Source organism: Megasphaera sp. UBA4382 (assembly GCF_002391155.1).
Lineage (GTDB): Bacteria > Bacillota > Negativicutes > Veillonellales > Megasphaeraceae > Megasphaera > Megasphaera hexanoica.
The window spans coordinates 12437-31197 of sequence record NZ_DGRS01000046.1; the positions used below are offsets into that span (position 1 = coordinate 12437).

General features: G+C 51.5%; 13 protein-coding genes. 10 read left to right on the forward strand and 3 right to left on the reverse strand.

The annotated features are described in order from the left end of the window. The first annotated feature begins 12 nt into the window (after positions 1-12). From B4H10_RS05230 to B4H10_RS05265, 8 genes are all read left to right on the forward strand, one after another. Positions 13-1746, forward strand: a complete 1734-nt coding sequence (locus tag B4H10_RS05230) for a proline--tRNA ligase (protein WP_059076333.1) — start codon at positions 13-15, stop codon at positions 1744-1746. Between the two features lie 105 nt (positions 1747-1851). Then, positions 1852-3144: an adenylosuccinate lyase gene (gene purB, locus B4H10_RS05235; protein WP_059076334.1), complete on the forward strand. Its 1293-nt coding sequence runs from the start codon at positions 1852-1854 to the stop codon at positions 3142-3144. A gap of 182 nt (positions 3145-3326) precedes the next feature. Continuing rightward, on the forward strand, positions 3327-4472 hold the full coding sequence (locus B4H10_RS05240) for an aminotransferase class V-fold PLP-dependent enzyme (RefSeq protein ID WP_113855261.1): 1146 nt from the start codon (positions 3327-3329) through the stop codon (positions 4470-4472). A 181-nt stretch (positions 4473-4653) separates the two neighbouring features. Next, a complete protein-coding gene (locus tag B4H10_RS05245) occupies positions 4654-5820 on the forward strand; it encodes a M20 family metallopeptidase (RefSeq protein ID WP_170087047.1) in 1167 nt (388 codons plus the stop codon). A gap of 72 nt (positions 5821-5892) precedes the next feature. Beyond that, positions 5893-7164 (forward strand): MFS transporter, encoded by a 1272-nt coding sequence (locus B4H10_RS05250; protein ID WP_075581770.1) that lies wholly within the window; start codon positions 5893-5895, stop codon positions 7162-7164. A gap of 169 nt (positions 7165-7333) precedes the next feature. Then, the gene (gene selD / locus B4H10_RS05255) at positions 7334-8356 is read left to right on the forward strand and encodes a selenide, water dikinase SelD (protein ID WP_292018329.1); all 1023 of its coding nucleotides are present in this window, start codon (positions 7334-7336) and stop codon (positions 8354-8356) included. Positions 8357-8368: 12 nt separating this feature from the next. Then, the gene (gene yedF / locus B4H10_RS05260) at positions 8369-8965 is read left to right on the forward strand and encodes a sulfurtransferase-like selenium metabolism protein YedF (RefSeq protein ID WP_292018330.1); all 597 of its coding nucleotides are present in this window, start codon (positions 8369-8371) and stop codon (positions 8963-8965) included. After that, entirely contained in the window at positions 8962-9225 is a 264-nt protein-coding gene (locus B4H10_RS05265) for a DUF3343 domain-containing protein (RefSeq protein ID WP_059076340.1), read from the forward strand. The genes yedF and B4H10_RS05265 overlap by 4 nt, the downstream gene beginning before the upstream one ends. A gap of 167 nt (positions 9226-9392) precedes the next feature. Here the strand turns inward: B4H10_RS05265 and B4H10_RS05270 are convergent, their stop codons facing one another. After that, positions 9393-11471, reverse strand: coding sequence for an OPT family oligopeptide transporter (locus B4H10_RS05270; RefSeq protein ID WP_292018331.1), 2079 nt, complete (start codon positions 11469-11471; stop codon positions 9393-9395). A 244-nt stretch (positions 11472-11715) separates the two neighbouring features. Here B4H10_RS05270 and pepD point away from each other — a divergent pair, with 244 nt between their 5' ends. Then, complete coding sequence (gene pepD, locus B4H10_RS05275; RefSeq protein ID WP_292018332.1) at positions 11716-13164, forward strand: beta-Ala-His dipeptidase; 1449 nt, start codon at positions 11716-11718, stop codon at positions 13162-13164. 277 nt (positions 13165-13441) lie between these two features. On the opposite strand, the gene B4H10_RS05280 is transcribed toward pepD, so the two are convergent. Beyond that, on the reverse strand, positions 13442-14053 hold the full coding sequence (locus tag B4H10_RS05280) for a hypothetical protein (RefSeq protein ID WP_059076343.1): 612 nt from the start codon (positions 14051-14053) through the stop codon (positions 13442-13444). 84 nt (positions 14054-14137) lie between these two features. Further along, on the reverse strand, positions 14138-14713 hold the full coding sequence (locus B4H10_RS05285) for a xanthine phosphoribosyltransferase (RefSeq protein WP_059076344.1): 576 nt from the start codon (positions 14711-14713) through the stop codon (positions 14138-14140). A 201-nt stretch (positions 14714-14914) separates the two neighbouring features. Between B4H10_RS05285 and B4H10_RS05290 the strand changes: the two genes are divergently transcribed. Continuing rightward, the gene (locus B4H10_RS05290) at positions 14915-18658 is read left to right on the forward strand and encodes a phosphoribosylformylglycinamidine synthase (protein WP_292018333.1); all 3744 of its coding nucleotides are present in this window, start codon (positions 14915-14917) and stop codon (positions 18656-18658) included. Positions 18659-18761: the final 103 nt, after the last annotated feature.

The window sequence follows — 18761 nt, forward strand, 5'->3', positions numbered from 1 at the left end:
AGGATGTCATTCATGTTAGCATCGAAGTTATATTGCCCGACGCTGCGCGAAATCCCTGCAGAAGCAGAAATCGCCAGCCATCAGTATATGTTAAAAGCCGGTATGATCCGCAAGAACGGCGGCGGTTTGTATTCGTTCCTGCCCTTGGGACGGCGGGTTGAGCTGAAAATCGAAGCCATTGTCCGCGAAGAAATGGACGGAATCGGCGCACAGGAAATCATGATGCCCATCATGCAGCCGGCAGAAATCTGGCATGAATCGGGACGCTGGAACGCTTACGGCCCGGAAATGTTTAAGCTGGAAGACCGTCATGGCAATCATTTCTGTCTGGGACCGACCCACGAAGAACTGATTACGACGCTGGTCCGCAACGAATTGCGCTCGTACAAGCAGCTGCCGGTCACACTCTGGCAGATGCAGAATAAGTACCGCGATGAAATCCGTCCCCGCTTCGGCCTCATGCGCAGCCGTGAATTTGTCATGAAAGACGCCTATTCGTTTGACGTCGATGCCGAAGGACTGCACAAGAGCTATCAGGATGAATACGATGCCTACACGCGTATCTTTACCCGCTGTGGCCTGAACTTCAAGCCTGTCGAAGCCGACAGCGGACAAATCGGCGGCAGCCATACCCACGAATTCATGGCTCTGGCCGAAGCAGGGGAAGCGGAAGTCGTATCGTGCCCGAAGTGCGAATACGCGGCAGATATTGAAAAGGCTGAACCGGCAGCCCTTGCGATGGCAGCAGAAGACGCAAAGGATATGGAACTCATCGAAACGCCGGGCTGCTCTACCATTGAAGAATTGGCAGCCTTTATGAAGATTCCCGTAGAAAAGACTATCAAGGCTGTAGCCTTCACTATCGACGGCGAAAAGACGGTCCTCTGCATGGTCCGCGGCGATCACGAAGTCAACGATGTAGCCGTCCAGAACTTCGTTGGCGGTAATGCCATCGAACCTGCGACGGAAGACGAATTGAAGGCCCATGGCCTGCAGCCGGGCTATATGAGTCCTATCGGCGCTGATACACCCGATAATGAAACGTTCTTCGTCCTCGTCGATCCGACGGCTATGAATGTGCCTAACGGCGTCACCGGTGCCAATAAAGCCGGGTATCATTACCAGAATGTCAATCCGGACCGGGATTTCAAAAACGTCACGGTGGCCACTATCCGCCTGATGGTCGAAGGCGATGCCTGCCCGCACTGCGGCGCGCCGGTTCACATCATGCGCGGCATCGAAGTCGGCCAGGTATTTGAATTGGGGACCAAGTATTCCGAATCCCTCCACGCTACCTTCCTCGACCAGGACGGCAAGGCCAAACCGTTCTACATGGGCTGCTACGGCATCGGCGTCACCCGCACCATTGCCGCTGCCATCGAACAGTTCCACGATGATAAAGGCATCATGTGGCCGGTAGCCATTGCTCCGTATGAAGTAGTCATCCTGCCGCTCAACATGAAAGATGAAGAACTGGCCGGTTACGCACAGGATTTGTACCAACAGTTTATGGCCGTTTCCTCTGATGTCGTTCTCGATGACCGCAAGGAACGGGCCGGTGTCAAATTCAACGACGCAGACCTCATCGGCTACCCTGTCCAGGTCGTCATCGGCAAAGATACGAAGAATAACGGCACGGTCGAAATCAAGGTCCGCCGGACGGGCGAAAAAGAAGTCGTAGCCAAGGAACAGGCCCTGACACGGGTACAGGAAATCCTTTCGGATCTGCGCAGCAAAAACATGTAAGAACTGCTGTTCCTGCGCTATTTCCTATGGCTCTGGCGGCAGGGATGGTGTATAATAAAGCGTAAGCTTATTTCCAATATACATCTGTTCAAAGGAGAGATACTCGTGATAGAACGTTATACAAAAGAAGAAATGGGTAAGATCTGGGCTGAATACAATGAATGGAATACTATGAAAGAAGTAGAAATCCTGGCCAGCGAAGCCCAGGCTGAACTGGGGAACGTCCCAAAGGAAGCGGCGAAGGAAATCCGCGAAAAAGCTGCTTTTACGGTAGAACGCATCCATGAAATCGAAGCCGAAACCCATCATGACATTGCCGCTTTTGTATCCACGTTGTCTGAAAATATCGGCGAAGCCGGCAAGTATGTCCATCTCGGCCTGACATCGACCGATGTCAAAGATACGGCACTGGGCTACATGCTCAAACAGGCATCGGATATCCTCATCAAGGACCTGGAAAACTTCCATGCCGTCCTGCGCCGCCGTGCCGTCGAATTCAAATACACTCCCTGTATCGGCCGTACTCATGGAATCCATGCCGAAGCGACTACGTTCGGTCTGAAATTATGCAACTGGATGGCTGAAATCGAACGGGATATCGACCGCATGAAACACGCCAAAAAGACCATCGCCGTCGGCAAGATTTCCGGCGCCGTCGGTACCTATGCCGATATCGACCCGTTCGTTGAAAAATACGTCTGCGAACACCTGGGCATCGAAGCTTCTCCGATTTCTTCCCAGACTTTGCAGCGTGACCGCCATGCTGAATACGTGACGACTCTGGCCGTCATCGCCAGCTCCATCGACAAGATGGCAACGGAAATCCGTCATCTCCAACGGACAGAAGTACGGGAAGCAGAAGAATATTTCAGCCCCAAACAGAAGGGCTCGTCCATCATGCCCCACAAGCGCAATCCCATTACGTGTGAACGCATGTGCGGCCTGGCCCGCGTCATCCGCGGCAATGCCCAGGCAGCCCTGGAAGATGTCGCTCTCTGGCATGAACGGGATATCTCCCATTCGTCCGTCGAACGGGTTATCCTGCCGGACAGCACCATTGCCCTGGACTACATGCTCCAGACCTTTACCCGCGTCATCGACCGTCTCCTCGTATATCCTGACAAGATGATGAAGGACCTCAACCTGACCGGCGGCCTTATCTACAGCCCGATCATCCTCAACACGCTCGTAGAAAAAGGCGCCGTCCGCGAACAGGCGTATCGCTGGGTACAGCGCAATGCCATGAAACGCTGGCTCGAAGGGGAAGATTTCCTGGAAAACCTGAAGAAAGACGAAGACGTAAAGAAATATATGACGGCAGAAGAAATCGAAGGCTGCTTCGACGTCAACAAGATGCTCCGCCATGTCGATACTATCTTCGCCCGCTTCGGCATCTGATCCAGCCGGCTATAGACGATACAATATAAGAAAGAGGGGAGCTGCAGCATGTTACAGATGCCGGCAGCTCCCCGTTTTTGTATAAAAAAGAGAGGCCGCCAGACGAACCGGTTTAACAGCCTGCGAACGGCAGTTTCTTCGTCAAACATCAAACATCAAACTATCTATCCCGGAGGTGTACTATGTACTATTTTGACAATGCGGCTACGACGGTACAGAAGCCGCCGGCTGTTGCTGAGGCGGTGTACGAAGTGCTTCATAGCGGCCTGTATGGCAATCCGTCCCGTGGCGCCCACGGGTATTCCCTGCGGGCGTATGAACTGGTGCTGGAGGCCAAAGAGCAGGTAAAAAGCCTGTTTTCTGCCGGGCAGGATTATGAGGTGGCCTTTACGCACAACTCGACGACGGCGCTCAATCTGGTCCTCAAGGGACTGGTGCGTCCGGGAGACCACGTGCTGACGACGATGTGGGAACATAATGCCGTCCTGCGCCCGTTGTACCAGCTGGAGAAAGAAGGTGCCACCGTAGATTTTATCGGCAGTGATGCCCGCACGGGGCAGCTCCGTTATGAGGAACTGGAGCAGAAACTCCGGCTGGAAACGAAGCTGGTCGTATGCAATCATGCGTCCAATGTGACGGGAAATGTGCTGGATATATCCCGCATACGGGCTTTCTGTAAAGCCCATGGCCTGTTTCTCGTCATCGATGCATCCCAGTCGGCTGGCGTCGTTCCCATCGATGTGTCGGACGGGACGATAACGGCTATCTGCTTTACGGGTCATAAATCACTCTACGGACCGGGAGGAACGGGCGGTGTCTGCATCCGCCGCGATGCACCGGTCCGGCCGGTCCTGACCGGTGGCGATGGCGTCCATGCCTTTGACCACGACCAGCCCGGTGGTGTCCCTGCCATACTGGAAGCGGGGACGGCCAATGTCGCCGGCATTGCCGGCCTGAGTGCCGGCGTGTCCTATATACGGGAACACTGGCAGGAGCTGCAGCGGAAGCAGGCGGTTCTGAGTGACTATTTTCTCCAAGGACTACAGCAGATTCCGGATCTAGTACTCTATGGCGATGTTTCCGGTCCGCGCGTCCCCGTCTTTGCCGTCAATTTCCCCGGTGCTGAATCAACCGTCGTCAGTGATATACTCTGGGAGACCTATGGCATCGCTACGCGGCCGGGATTTCACTGTGCTCCCCTCCTGCATGAATCTTTGGGAACAAAAGAGCAGGGAGCCGTGCGCTTTTCCCTTTCATCCTTTACGACACGGGATGACCTGGACGCAGCCCTTGTCGCCCTGAAAAAGATAAGTGCCCTGCAAAGATGAACGAAATGCATAACAAATATGATATGTCTGTTTCAAATGGACGCTTGACTATTTAGAGTGGAAATAGTATCGTATAGTACAGGCGTGTGGTATACGTAACGTCCTCATTTCTTGGGAAAGAAAAGGGGAATATCTGTCCCGGTCCGCCACCGGGACAGATTTTATTGGAGGCGTGAGTATCATGAACGAAACGATTGCATCAGCTCTCAGTAATGAGGAAGTAAAAGACATCCTGACCAAATTTGTCCAGACTAATACGGTCAACCCGCCGGGTAATGAAAAAGTTCTGGCTCAGTGGATTGCCGATGATTTCAAAAAAGCCGGCATTGAAGCCGAAGTGCGCGATATGGGCGACGGCCGGGCTAACGTCGTGGCGCGGATCAAAGGCAGCGGTGAACGGAAAGCCCTGCTTTTCGACGGCCATCTCGACACGGTTCCGCCGGGAAACTGGACGGAAGACCCCTGGGGGGCTGTCGTCAAAGACGGCAAACTCTATGGCTTGGGGGCATCGGACATGAAAGGCGGTCTGGCTGCGATGATGCATGTCGTTAAAGCCATCAAGAAATCGGGAGCCGCTCTTAAAGGGGACCTCGTATTTGCCGCTTCCATCGATGAAGAAACGGACAGTCTCGGCGCCTGGGACCTGCTGAAATCAGGTGGACTTGACGGCGTAGGTGCCATCGTCATCGGCGAACCGAATTACAACGAAATCACTATTTGTGAAAAAGGCGCTCTCTGGTTGAAAGTGACGACCCATGGGCAGACCTCCCACGGAGCGATGCCGGAAAAAGGCGTCAACGCCGTAATTCACATGAATAAATTCCTGGATAAACTGCTGCAGTACCAGTTCCAGTATACGGAAAGCCCTATCCTGGGGAAACCGACCATGAATATTGCCACGCTGCACGGTGGTTTTAAGACTAATGTCGTACCCGACCGCTGCGAACTGACCGTCGATATCCGCACGGTCCCCGGCCAGGTGCATAAGGATATCATCGCCGATTTCCAGCGCATGTGCGATGAAGTCAAACAAGAAATACCAGAATTTATGGCCGATATTGAAGTCCTGAGCGACCGGGCTGCCGTAGAAACTAAGGCTGGCGACGACTTCGTCCGCCTCTGCCGTGGTGTGCAGCAGGACGTGACGGGCCGCAATCCCGAACCGAACGGCTTTATGTGCTATACAGACGCGGCCGTATTCCTGCCTCACACTCATATTCCTCTCATCGTGTACGGACCGGGGGAACAGCATATGGCACATCAGCCGGATGAATATATCCGCCTCGACCGCCTGTATGAATCAGTGCGGTTCTATGCCGAACTGGCAGAAAAATATCTGATCGACTAACGAATACTAAATCCGTGGGATAGGAGATGCCGTCGAGGGGAGTATGACGGCATCCCGGCAAGGGGGAGAATCATGGCAAACAGCAATGGTGGCTGGAAGCACCGCAATACGGTAGTTATCATTTTGTTTATTATATGGGTTACAGCCTATCTGGACCGCATGGTCATGGCTACGGCTATTCCTTACATTTCTGATGAATTCGGGCTGACACCGGTCGCTATGGGCGGCGTCATGAGTGCCTTTTTCGTAGGCTATGCGCTCTGTCAGATTCCCGGCGGTCTTCTGGCAGACCGCTTCGGCGCTCAGAAGGTAATGTTTTCCGGCATCGCTTGGTGGTCCGTATTTACGGCTATTACGGGCTTTGCCAATAATCTCGTCCACATGCTCCTGGTCCGCGTTGCCTTTGGCGTCGGTGAAGGAATTTTCCCGGCCGCGTCGTACCGGACGATTTCCAACTGGTTCCCGGCCAAAGACCGCGGCACGGCGACGGGGCTCATGATGTCGTCCAATGCCTTCGGGCCGGCACTGGCACCGCTGTTCGTCGTTGCTATCATGGCTGCCTGGGGCTGGCGCATGGTCTTTTATTCGCTGTTCATCCCGGGCATCATTATGTGCCTGCTGATTAAGTTCTTTATTCCCGACAATCCGGCTGACAGCAAGGGCATCAGCCAGGCCGAACTGGATGAACTCAAAGAAGACCATACGGAACAGACGGCACAGGCAAAAATCTCCTTCTGGCAGATTATCAAGGTACCGGCCGTATGGCGGACCTTCGTCAGCTTTTTCTTCTTTGATATCACTCTTTGGGGCTTCTTGTCCTGGCTGCCCAGCTATCTCGTCAAAGCCCGGGGTTTTGAAATGACCAAGATGGGCATCACAGCGTCCATGCCGTTCTTTGCCGGTACGGCTGGCGTCATCCTGTTCTGCTGGCTGTCGGACAAGTATTTTACGCACAACCGGAAAATGCCGGTTATCATCACCCAGATTCCCGGCGCGATTTTCCTGTATCTGACCTTTGCCGTACCCGATGCGACTATGGCCATCATCTGTGAAACCCTGAGCGGCTTCTTCCTCTATGGGGCCTTTGGCGCCCTGATGGCACTGCCTATGAGTTCCATTTCCAGTGAAATCACCGGCCGGGCTATGGGATTTGTCAATATGGCCGGTCAGATTGCCGGCTTCCTTTCGCCAATCATCATCGGTTATCTCATCCAGCTCGCCGGAGGTAGTTTCGGCACCAGCTTTGCCTGCCTGGTCGGTGCCACCGTCGTGTCCGTTCTGGTGACCATGACTATTAAAGAAAACGCCAATACAAAAGAAACGCATACAGAAACGGCGGCGTAAATACGGGCCGCTTCCTGACAAAAGGGACTGTACATGAAAGCCTATGCTATCATGCACAGTTCCTTTTTTAAATTCCCTCCCAACACTGCATTGTCTCTTTTCTTTGCAGGGAGTATAATGAAAAGAAAGAAAAATAATTAGGGAAGCTAAAAAAAATGGAGGCGATACGATGGATACGAATCAGCTCGTCGTCTGTGGCGGCTGTAATGCCAAGATAGGGGCAGGTAATCTGGGGCCACTGCTCCAGGACCTTCCGCGCCGGGAGAGCCCGGATCTGCTTGTCGGGTTTGATGGGGCTGATGATGCGGCTGTCATCCGTCTGCGGGATGACCTGGCCCTCATCCAGACGGTGGATTTTTTCCCGCCTATGGTAACCGATCCTTACCTTTTTGGCCAGATTGGTGCGGCTAATGCACTGAGTGACGTTTATGCCATGGGCGGCCGGGTCCTTTCGGCTCTCAATATCGTCGCCTTTCCGGAAGAACAGGATTTCGCTATTCTCCGGGAGATTCTGCGTGGTGGGGCGGAAAAGGTTAAGGAAGCTGGCGGACTCCTGTCGGGGGGCCATTCCATTCACGACCGGACGGTGAAATACGGCCTGGCTGTGAATGGTACCGTCCATCCGGACCGTATCCTGCGCAACGATGCCTGTGTGGCCGGCGATCATCTCATTCTCACCAAGCCCCTGGGAGTCAGTATCCTGACCATTGGATACAGTGCCGGTGAAATCAGTAAAGAAGGTTTCCAGCAGGCCGTAGACAGTATGTGTACGCTCAATGCCTATGCCATGGATATCATCCGCGATGCCGCCGGTGTGCACGGCTGTACCGATGTGACGGGATTCGGCCTCTGCGGCCATCTTCATGAAATGCTTCACGGTGCCTGCTCGGCCCGCATCGATACGTCCCGTCTGCCGTACTTTGAGGAAGCCTACTGGGGAGCCGGACACTTCATCTTCACGGCAGGAGGACAGCGGAACCGCGATTTTCTGGAAGACAAGGTGGCCTTTGAACGACAGGACTTCGCCCTGGAAGAAATCGTCTTCGATCCCCAGACATCGGGAGGACTGCTCGTATCCTGTGAGGCCGGTCAGGCGCCGATGTTGGTAGCGCGCCTTCAGGCCGGTCATATTCCGGCGTCGGATATCGGCGTCGTCACGGAAAAGAAGGAAAAAGAAATCTATATTGGATGAGGAGTGAAGGATATGTTTCAAGTAAATGCTCTGGGCAAAGCCTGCCCGCTGCCGGTCATTGAGACCCGCAAGGCACTGAAGGAACACGATGCCGTACAGACATTGGTCGATAACAGGATAGCTACAGAAAACCTGCAGAAAATGGCCCGTCAGCTGGGCTGCTCGTGCAGCGTAACCGAAGATGGCCCGGCCAATTATACGGTGGTCATCACGAAAGGAGAGGCGGCAGAAGCTGTTCCGGAACCGGTTGCGCAAACTACAGCTGTACGGGGCGATTCATACATCGTCGTCGTCAATTCTCCGACTATGGGGACGGGTGACGAAACGTTTGGCCGGACGCTGCTCAAAAATTTTATTTACACTCTGAAGGAACAAGATGTACTGCCCGATATGATGTTGTTCTACAACGGTGGTGTACCCCTGGTGACGGATACGTCGGAGTCTCTGGCTGATCTGCAGGAACTGGCTGCGGCCGGTGTGCAGATTTATGCCTGCGGAGCCTGCCTCAATTACTACGGTTTGACGGAGAAAGTGGCCGTTGGGGAGATTACCAATCTCTACCGTATCATTGAAATCCTGCGTACGGCCAACCGCGTCGTACGACCATGACGGAACGGTATGGTCTGATCCTGTTCCCCGAAACGCGGGAGGCCATGACAGCAGAAAAGGAAGGAAGGGCTCACGGCCTTTCCGTTCGCATCGTACCGACGCCGGGAAAACTAGTTGCCTCGTGCGGCTTTTCTCTGCGCTATGACCTGACCGGGGAAGACGAGTTATACCAGTTCCTGCAGCATCTCTCCGTCCGCACCGACGGCTGGTACCACGCCAGCCGTCAGGGGCTCCGCACGGACTACGAGAGATGGAAATGAAAGTAAAAAAATTTTCTTATGGATCTTCCTGTTATGGAATTGATGGATATATCGTTACAAAATAAATATTTATGCAAAAATAAACGGCGTTAAAGGTTTTATTTTAACGCCGTTCTGCATAAATTTTAATCAAATTTTAATGTAATTCTAATTTTATTTTAATGAACTCATTTTTCCGGAGTAAATTTCGTCGTGACAATATGACGGACGAAAATAGCGATTGTCGCAATGAATGCGGCAAATCCAATGCCGTTTGCGATTGTTTCAAAGTCTTTGCCGACCAGTGCCAGCGGATTTTCACTGCCACCAGACGTAACAGATACGACGATGATCAGGGCAATAATGACGCCTACGAGGCTTTCACCGACGATAAGGCCCGATGCAAAGAGGACGCCACGGTGATTGCAGGCTTCCACATCTTCTTCTTCATGACCAGGGTTGCGGAGCGCTGCACGCTGGTGCAGATAACGGTGGATGAACCAGCCCATGACAGAGCCGATGACCAACGGAATTTCCAAAGTCGGCGGCAGATAAATACCCATACCGATAGCCAGAGGTGGCAGGGCCAGGGATTTCGTATGACTCTTCAGGAGCATATCGACAATAATGGCAGCGATACCTACGACAATACCAAACAAAATGTAATTCCAATCGAGGCTGGCGCTGAAAATGCCCTGTGCAATCGTTGTCATCAGCGTTGCCTGGGGAGCGGCGAGGGCCTGGGACGGGTCCATGCCGGCACGGGGAAGGGCTCCCGTGAATCCATAAGCCTGATAGAGCAGATTCAGTACAGGCGCGATGGCGAAGGCACCGATGACAGAACCGAGAATCAGGGCTACCTGCTGTTTCCAAGGCGTGGCGCCGACGATATAACCGGTTTTGAGGTCCTGCAAGTTATCGTTGGAAATAGCGGCGATACTGACGATGACGGCTGTGATAAAGATGGCCAGTGCCGTAGCGAACTGAGTACCTTCTGGCGTGGCAAAGACGCCGAAGGATGAACCGATACCGAGGACAACCAGTGAAGAAACGATGATGCCCAGGATACCTATGCCAGAAATCGGGCTGGCTGATGTACCGATGAGACCTGCCATATAGCCGCAGGCTGCGGCAACAAAGAATCCCATGAGCATGGCGACCAGGATACCAACGACGATGTAAATAATGGTAACTGTCGTCGGGAGACCGGCGGCGCTGACGAACGAGTAGAATGTCACGAACAGTCCGGCCAGGATTACGAGGAATACAATGCCGACCGATTTGGGCGACATGTCGATATCCGTATGATGAAGGATCTGTTTTTCTTCCGTGTCATTGGCCCGGATAGCGTTGATGGACATTTTGATACCGTCAACGACCGGTTTGGCCAGACGAATCAGTGTCCAGATAGCAGCGATACCGATACAGCCGGCGCCGATGAAACGTACTTTCTGGGCCCAGATAGCCTGGGCAAAGGCGGCAGCACTCTGACCTTCTGCCGGAGAGATGACCGATGTCAGGTAGGGTACGAAGATGACCCAGGCCAGCAGTGTCCCCGTCAAAATAGCGATGCCACTGGCGATACCGATAAGGTAGCCGGCGCCGAGAAGAGCCATGGAAAAGCCCATGGGGAGCTGGGTGACCGCCTTGCCAATCTGTATCCAGTGACTGAATTCAGAAGAAGCAATGTGCAGTCCGTTGGCACAGAAACTGAAGATACCGGCCATGCCAGTACCGAGAACGATATCTTTCATCCCTGTTTCTTTTTTGCTCGTATCTTCGCCGGCAGCTTCTTCGCGGCGGATTTCACTGCCTACTTTCAGGATTTCTGCTGCCGCCCGGCCTTCCGGATAGGGCAGGTCACTGTTGACGACCATGGCGCGCCGCAGTGGTATAGTAAATAATACCCCTAATGAACCGCCGCATGCGCAGAGCAATAACGTTTGCCAGAATGGAAATCCCTGCCAGTATCCCAGCATGAGCAGACCAGGAAGAATAAAGATAATAGCTGATAAAGTGCCCGCGGCAGATGCCTGCGTCTGTACCATGTTATTTTCCAGAATATTGGAGTTTTTGAACATGCGCAGGATCGCCATGGAGATGACTGCCGCCGGAATAGATGACGAAAATGTCAGACCGACTTTGAGCCCCAGATAGACATTGGATGCCGTAAAGATAACGGTAATCAGCATGCCCAGGAACATGCCCCGGAATGTTAATTCCGGTAATGTGGGGTACGTGGCAGTCAGATTAGATTGACGTTTCATAATCAGACCTCCCGCATAAAAAATAAATAATTGGCCGTATAACAGCTAGCTTGTTTCACTATAGCATATTTTTTTTGAACTGTCATTCAAATCATAATGATTTAAAATATAACAAGAAACGGTTATATTATCTTTACTTATAGATAATTATGCAAGGAGAGAATAATAGCCGAGGTGTTTCTTTTGTATAAACGTGTTATAATACTCGCGTATGGATATTTCTAGACATAAGGAGGAATTTCCAATGGAAAATGAAAAGATTATTGAAGGCGTTTTGCAGGAATTTGCAGGCCTTGCCCGGCATCCCCGCAAATCAGGTCATGAAAAAGAAGTCAGTGACTATATTGCTGCCCGGCTTCGTCAACTCGGTGCTTCCGTTGTTCAGGATGAAGTCAACAACATCATTGCCGATGTACCGGCGACAAAAGGATATGAAGATGTGCCGCTGACGATTATACAAGGCCATATGGATATGGTCTGTGTGGCTAAACCAGGACGCGCGTATGATCCGCTGAAAGATCCTATTACCATCAAACGGGATGGCAAGACGCTTTCTGCTGATGGGACGAGCCTGGGTGCTGATGACGGTATGGCTATTGCCATTTCTATGTTCCTCATTCAGCAGGATTTTGCCCATGGTCCGCTGCGCCTGATCTTTACAGTAGATGAAGAAGTAGGTATGACCGGTGCCACCCATCTGGATTCCCAATATGTTCAGGATGCCCATTATGTCATTAACTGTGACTCTGAATCTGTCGATGTTATCTGTGTGGCTTCTGCCGGCAGTGTTCATACCTATTTCAGCCGTCCTGTTTCCTGGCAGGAAGCAGAAGGGACAGCTGCTCTGAAGATAACGGCATCGGGCTTTATCGGAGGTCATTCGGGTGAAACAATCAATCAGGGAAAGAGCAATGCTATAAAAGCGCTGGCTCTCGTCCTGCAGCGTCTCCATCAGGCGGGTATTTCCTATACACTGGCTTCCTATGACGGCGGCGATGCGGCTAATGCCATTCCGTACCTTGCCCAGGCTGTCATTGTTCTTTCTGATGCAGATGCAGATAAGGCATGCCAGCTTACTGCCGAAGGAGAAGCGGCACATAAAGCCGTATATGGGGCTGTAGAAACGACGTTATCCCTGAAAGCAGAAAAAACAGATGTACCGGAAAAAACTATTTCTAAAGCAGACAGCCGTGCTATCGTACAGATCCTTAATCTGCTTCACTTCGGCGTCTTCGCTATGAATCAGCATTTGCCGAAACTGCCGGACCTGTCTTCTAATATTGGTACGATTCATATCGGTGCCGATTCGGTGGACATCCAGTATTTCCCCCGTTCCTCTTCCGATGCCCGCCTGCAGGAAATGCTGTTGTCCCTGCCGGTATTTGCAGAAGTGACGGGATTTACTTTCAAAGCGTCTGCACCGGCTCCGGCCTGGTCAGAAAACACGCACAGTGTCCTGACTCCGGCCATGACTGCCGTTTATGAAAAAGAACTGGGCCGTACACCCCGCATCGAAGCGATGCATGGCGGTCTGGAAACGGGGTATTTCTTTGCCATGAACCCGGATCTGGACATTGTTTCGGTCGGACCGACGACATTTGCTATCCACAGTGCGGACGAATCAGTTGATCTGGAAACCGTTGCGGAAGTTACGCGTGTCATAGCCGGTACGCTGACGGCTCTTAAAAAATAATCTGGCATCAGTCTGGCATTTAATTATGTACCAGATGCAGGAACGCCTGTCAGTGCCTTTATTTGGGCATTGACAGGCGTTTTAGTCTGAAATGGGAGTCATGGTTGTTTAAAATGTGATTCCTATGGATTGCTTATACGTTTAACGGGACGTATACTATACATGTAAACACTTATTGCATAACACAATACAAGCGCTGTCCAGTCCGGTAAGGACCGGATATATATGTGTTTATGAACTGACGGGAGACAATCGGCTGATTGTCTCCCGTCGGCTGTTAAAAGAGATATTTTGTATCGTAACTCAGGTCCATATACTGGGCCAGCGTTTCATCGTCAAAACCATATTCTTCTGGTTTATTGAACCAGTGTGCGACGCGCAGCCGCAGTTTCTTTTCCGGTGGCAGGGGTTCCTTATATTCGATGCGCAGCTGACGGGCAGCTTCAGAGCGGTCTTCTACACGCACGAATAATCCCTGGTCAAATGTGAGTTCATATACCTTTTTAAAGGCATGGGGAATCTGGAATCCGAAAGGAACGAAATATTTCTGGATAAATCCATTGGCGATGAGAATAGAACCAGAGTAGGGAATGGCCAGCTCCAGGTCGTAGCGCAGATCACCGGCAGGGGAGTGGAACGGTACCGGTTCGATGCCATCTATAGACGGGGCAGGCCGGCCATTATTATTTGTGAATAATTTGTGCAGAGCCAGGTGTTTGTCTTCGGTGAAACCAAAAATGCAGGCATATCCCCGGAGACACGATTCATCGTAAATGACCGGATGCAGACCGTACTTTTCTATGTTAAAGAATTCATCGACGTGTTCTACAGCGACGATACTGAATTTATATTCGGCAAAATCAAATCCGTCAAAAAATTGGGATCTCATAAGGCAGCTCCTGTCTTTGGGGAACGGGATTTTATGTATACATCTAATATGTATTATATAAGGGGCGACAAAGGAAATAAAGTACTACTCCTTGAATACGGGCTTATTATCACGAAAAGCAGCAATGCGGGCTAATGATTCTACACGATAGCCGAGTGCTTCCAGCCGGCCGCGTCCGGGCTGGAATGATTTTTCAATGACAATGCCGATGCCTGCAGGGATAGCGCCGGCCTGTCTGACTAATTCGGTCAGGCCGACTGCTGCGGCGCCACTAGCCAGAAAGTCATCGATAATCAGTACGCGTTCGCCGGCATGCAGGTATGATTTGCTGAGGCTGGCTGTATAGGTTTCTTCTTTTGTATACGAATAGATAGACGCTGTGTATACAGCATCCTGCATGAGAAGAGATTTTTTCTTGCGGGCAAAGACGACGGGAATATTTCCCATTGCGACGGCTGTCGCCAGTGCAATTGCGATACCGGATGATTCGATAGTCACGATCCGGTCAATCGGGCAGTCGGCGAACCGGCGGGCAAATTCCTGTCCCATTTTCATTACCAGTGATGGGTCAATCTGCTGATTGAGAAAATTATCCACCTTTAAAATACGGTTGTCGATAATCGTACCATCCTGCAAGATGCGTTTTTTCAATTCTTCCATGAGGGGGCCTCCTAATAGTTATTATAACCAGTCTAATACGATTTGTGAGGGAAGTCAACGCCTGATTTCAGAGGGTCAGGCCCGTCAGAATCACGGATTTGACGCTGTTTTACTGCAATTTTCCGTTTACTTATGAAAGCAAAACGGGTATACTAAAGTTGTGTCACTAATGCTTATATGTCTTTTAAGGAGGTTCATTGAATGCAATCCATTCGACGTTTATATGTTACCAAAAAAGGTCCTTTTGCCCAGGATGCACAGAGGATGCTCAATGATTTGAAGAAAAACTTGCTTATTTCGGGTCTGACCGATGTCAAGATTTTCAATCGTTATGACGTAGGTGGTTTGGATGATGCAGCCTTTGAAGCAGCCAAGAATATGATTTTTTCGGAACCGCCTGTCGATACCGTATACGATGAATTGCCGGCCGGTAAAGACGATACGGTACTGGCAATCGAATATCTGCCGGGGCAGTATGACCAGCGTGCCGATTCGGCGATGCAATGCCTGCAGATGCTCACTATGAACAGTGACAGTGCTGTCCGCACGGCACAGGTCATTGTTTTATCGGGCACCCTTTCCGCTGATGATATTGCCGCTATTAAGCATTATTGTATCAATCCGGTAGAAGCCAGGGAAGCGTCGCTGGATCAGGTAACGGACCTTTCCATGGCATGGGAAAAACCGGCTGACGTTCCGACTATCGATGGCTTCGATACGATGGATGATGCAGCACTCCGGGAATTATCTGCCCATATGGGTCTGGCTATGAGCTTTGATGATCTGAAATTTGTGCAGACTTATTTCCGCGATGAAGAAAAACGTAACCCGACGATTACAGAAATCCGGGTTATCGATACGTATTGGTCTGACCATTGCCGCCATACGACGTTTATGACGGAATTGACCGACATTTCCTTTGAAGACGGCACATATACAGCTCCTATCCAGAGAGCCTACGAAGCATATAAAACGACGCGCGATGCATTAAAACGCAATAAACCACAGACGCTGATGGATATGGCAACCATTGCCGTAAAGGAATTAAAAGCAGCTGGCAAATTACAGAATCTGGATGCCTCTGAAGAAATCAATGCCTGCACCATCATCATTCCTGTCGATGTGGATGGCAAAGAAGAAGAATGGCTTCTCCTCTTTAAAAATGAAACACATAACCACCCGACGGAAATCGAACCGTTCGGCGGTGCTGCTACCTGCCTGGGCGGCTGTATCCGCGATCCTCTGAGCGGCCGGTCTTATGTATATCAGGCTATGCGTGTTACCGGTGCAGGTGATCCACGGCAATCCATTAAAGATACACTGCCAGGGAAACTTCCGCAGCGTACGCTGACGACAGGCGCTGCTAAAGGATATAGCTCCTATGGCAACCAGATTGGCCTGGCGACAGGGGAAGTAAAAGAATATTATCACCAGGGATTTATTGCAAAACGCATGGAAATCGGTGCTGTTCTGGGGGCGGCTCCGCGGGCCAACGTTATCCGGGAAGAACCGGTTCCCGGAGACATAATCATCCTGCTGGGCGGCAAGACCGGCCGTGATGGCATGGGCGGCGCAACTGGTTCTTCCAAAAAGCATACAGTAGAATCCTTGGAAACGTGTGGCGCCGAAGTCCAGAAAGGGAACGCCCTGACGGAACGGAAAATCCAGCGCCTGTTCCGCCGCCATGAAGTGACAGTCCTCATCAAACGGTGCAATGATTTTGGTGCCGGCGGTGTATCCGTCGCCATTGGCGAACTGACCGATGGCCTGGATATTAATCTCGATAAAGTCCCGAAGAAGTATGAAGGTCTGGATGGAACGGAACTGGCTATTTCTGAATCGCAGGAACGGATGGCCGTCGTAGTGGCTCCGGAACATGTAGAAGAATTCATGAAATACGCGGCGGAAGAAAATCTGGAAGCGACGATTGTTGCCGTCGCTACCGATACGAAACGACTGGTCATGCACTGGCGCGACCAGAATGTCGTCAATATCACCCGGGCATTCCTCGATACTAATGGCGTAACGCAGAAGCGGAATGCCATTGTCACTGCTCCGGAAGAAAAAGATTTCTTTACGGCAGCTCCTGTAAGTGATGTCAAAGATGCATTCCTCAAGACGATGGCAACGCTGAATGTCGCGTCAGAACAGGGACTGGCAGAACGCTTTGACAGCACTATCGGATCGCGGACGGTACTCATGCCCTTTGGCGGAAAGTATCAGAAGACGCCCGTAGAAGGCATGGTCGCCAAGATTCCTGTCCCGGGAAGTAAAACGACGACTGCCAGCATTTTCACGCACGGCTATGATCCGGACCTGGCCGTATGGAGTCCGTTCCACGGCGCATTGTATGCCGTACTCCAATCGGTAGCGAAATTGGTTGCTCTCGGCGGTGACCGTCGTCAGGCTTATCTGACGATGCAGGAATTTTTCCAGAGCCTCGGCACCAATGAAAAAGCCTGGGGCCAGCCGGTCAGCGCGCTCCTCGGGGCATATGTGGCACAGAAAGAGCTGCAGATTGCTGCCATCGGCGGCAAAGACAGCATGAGTGGCACCTTTGAAAATCTGACGGTTCCTCCTACGCTCGTATCCTTTGCTATCGTACCGGAAAAGACCAATCATATTATTTCTCCGGAATTCAAACAGGCTGGCGATATGGTTCTGCTCTTTGATCTGCCAAGGGATGCCGAAGATATGCCTGATTTTGATGTGTTCCGCCGTCATTGTGATTTCCTCCATCAGGCTGTTCTCGATGGCAAGGTCCGGGCTATGCATGCCGTAGGCCAGGGCGGGGCTGCTGCGGCGCTGGTACAAATGGCATTTGGCAATCGCATTGGCTTTACCGTTGATGACCAGTTCCCCGTACAGGAACTCTTCAATCTCCGGTATGGAGCTATTCTTGTTGAAACTGATGAAGCTACTGCGCGCATTTGGGAAAAAGAAGATCACGTGTGCCGCGTTGGCGTAACGAAAGAAGCTGCCGACATTACGGCAGCAGGTACCGCCATAGCCCTGACAGATTTGCAGAAGGCATGGGAAGAACCGCTCAGCAAAGTATTCCCGATTAAGAGTGAAAGTTCTTCCGATGATCCTACACTGCCTCTCTTCACGACCTATGGTCCCAAACGCAGTGAATCTTTTGGCAAACCGCATGTGTTCATCCCGGTCTGCCCTGGAACGAACTGTGAATACGATTCTGCCGCTGCCTTTGAACGGGCTGGCGCGACGGCAGAAATCATGGTACTGCGTAATGAAACGCCACAGGATCTGGCGGAATCGATCGACGAAATGGCAAGACGCATTGCCCATGCGCAGATTATCATGTTCCCCGGTGGCTTCAGTGCTGGCGATGAACCAGAAGGTTCTGGCAAGTTTATTGCTACTTTATTCCGAAGTCCGGCGTTGAAAGAATCACTGAACGATTTGCTCTATAAACGGGATGGCCTGGCATTGGGTGTCTGCAACGGATTCCAGGCGCTGATTAAACTGGGGCTCCTGCCTTATGGCCGGATCCAGCCTCTGCGTTCGGACAGCCCGACGCTGACATACAATACAATTGGCCGCCATCTGTCGCGGATGGTCAATACGAAGGTCGTTTCTGTCATGAGTCCCTGGTTCAGCAACATGAAAGCCGGCGATGTCCATACTATCGCTATTTCCCACGGGGAAGGCCGTTTTGTAGCGACACCCCGGCAGATCAGGGAACTGGCTGCGAAAGGACAGATTGCGACACAGTATGTGGATCTTAGTGGCAATGCATCCAATGACAGCGAATATAATCCTAACCAGTCCATTATGGCTGTCGAAGGGATTACCAGTCCCGATGGCCGCGTGCTCGGTAAGATGGCTCATACTGAACGGTTCAGCGGTCCCGATATTTTTGAAAATATTTCTGGCAATAAGCTGCAGCCTCTCTTTGCAGCCGGTGTTGCATATTTTGAATAATTGAAGAAAAAGGATGTCCCGTGAAAAGATCTTCTTTTGTGGGACATCCTTTTTACTTGCTATGGCGGAAAATCTGTGATACAATAATAAAGCTTGATTACTT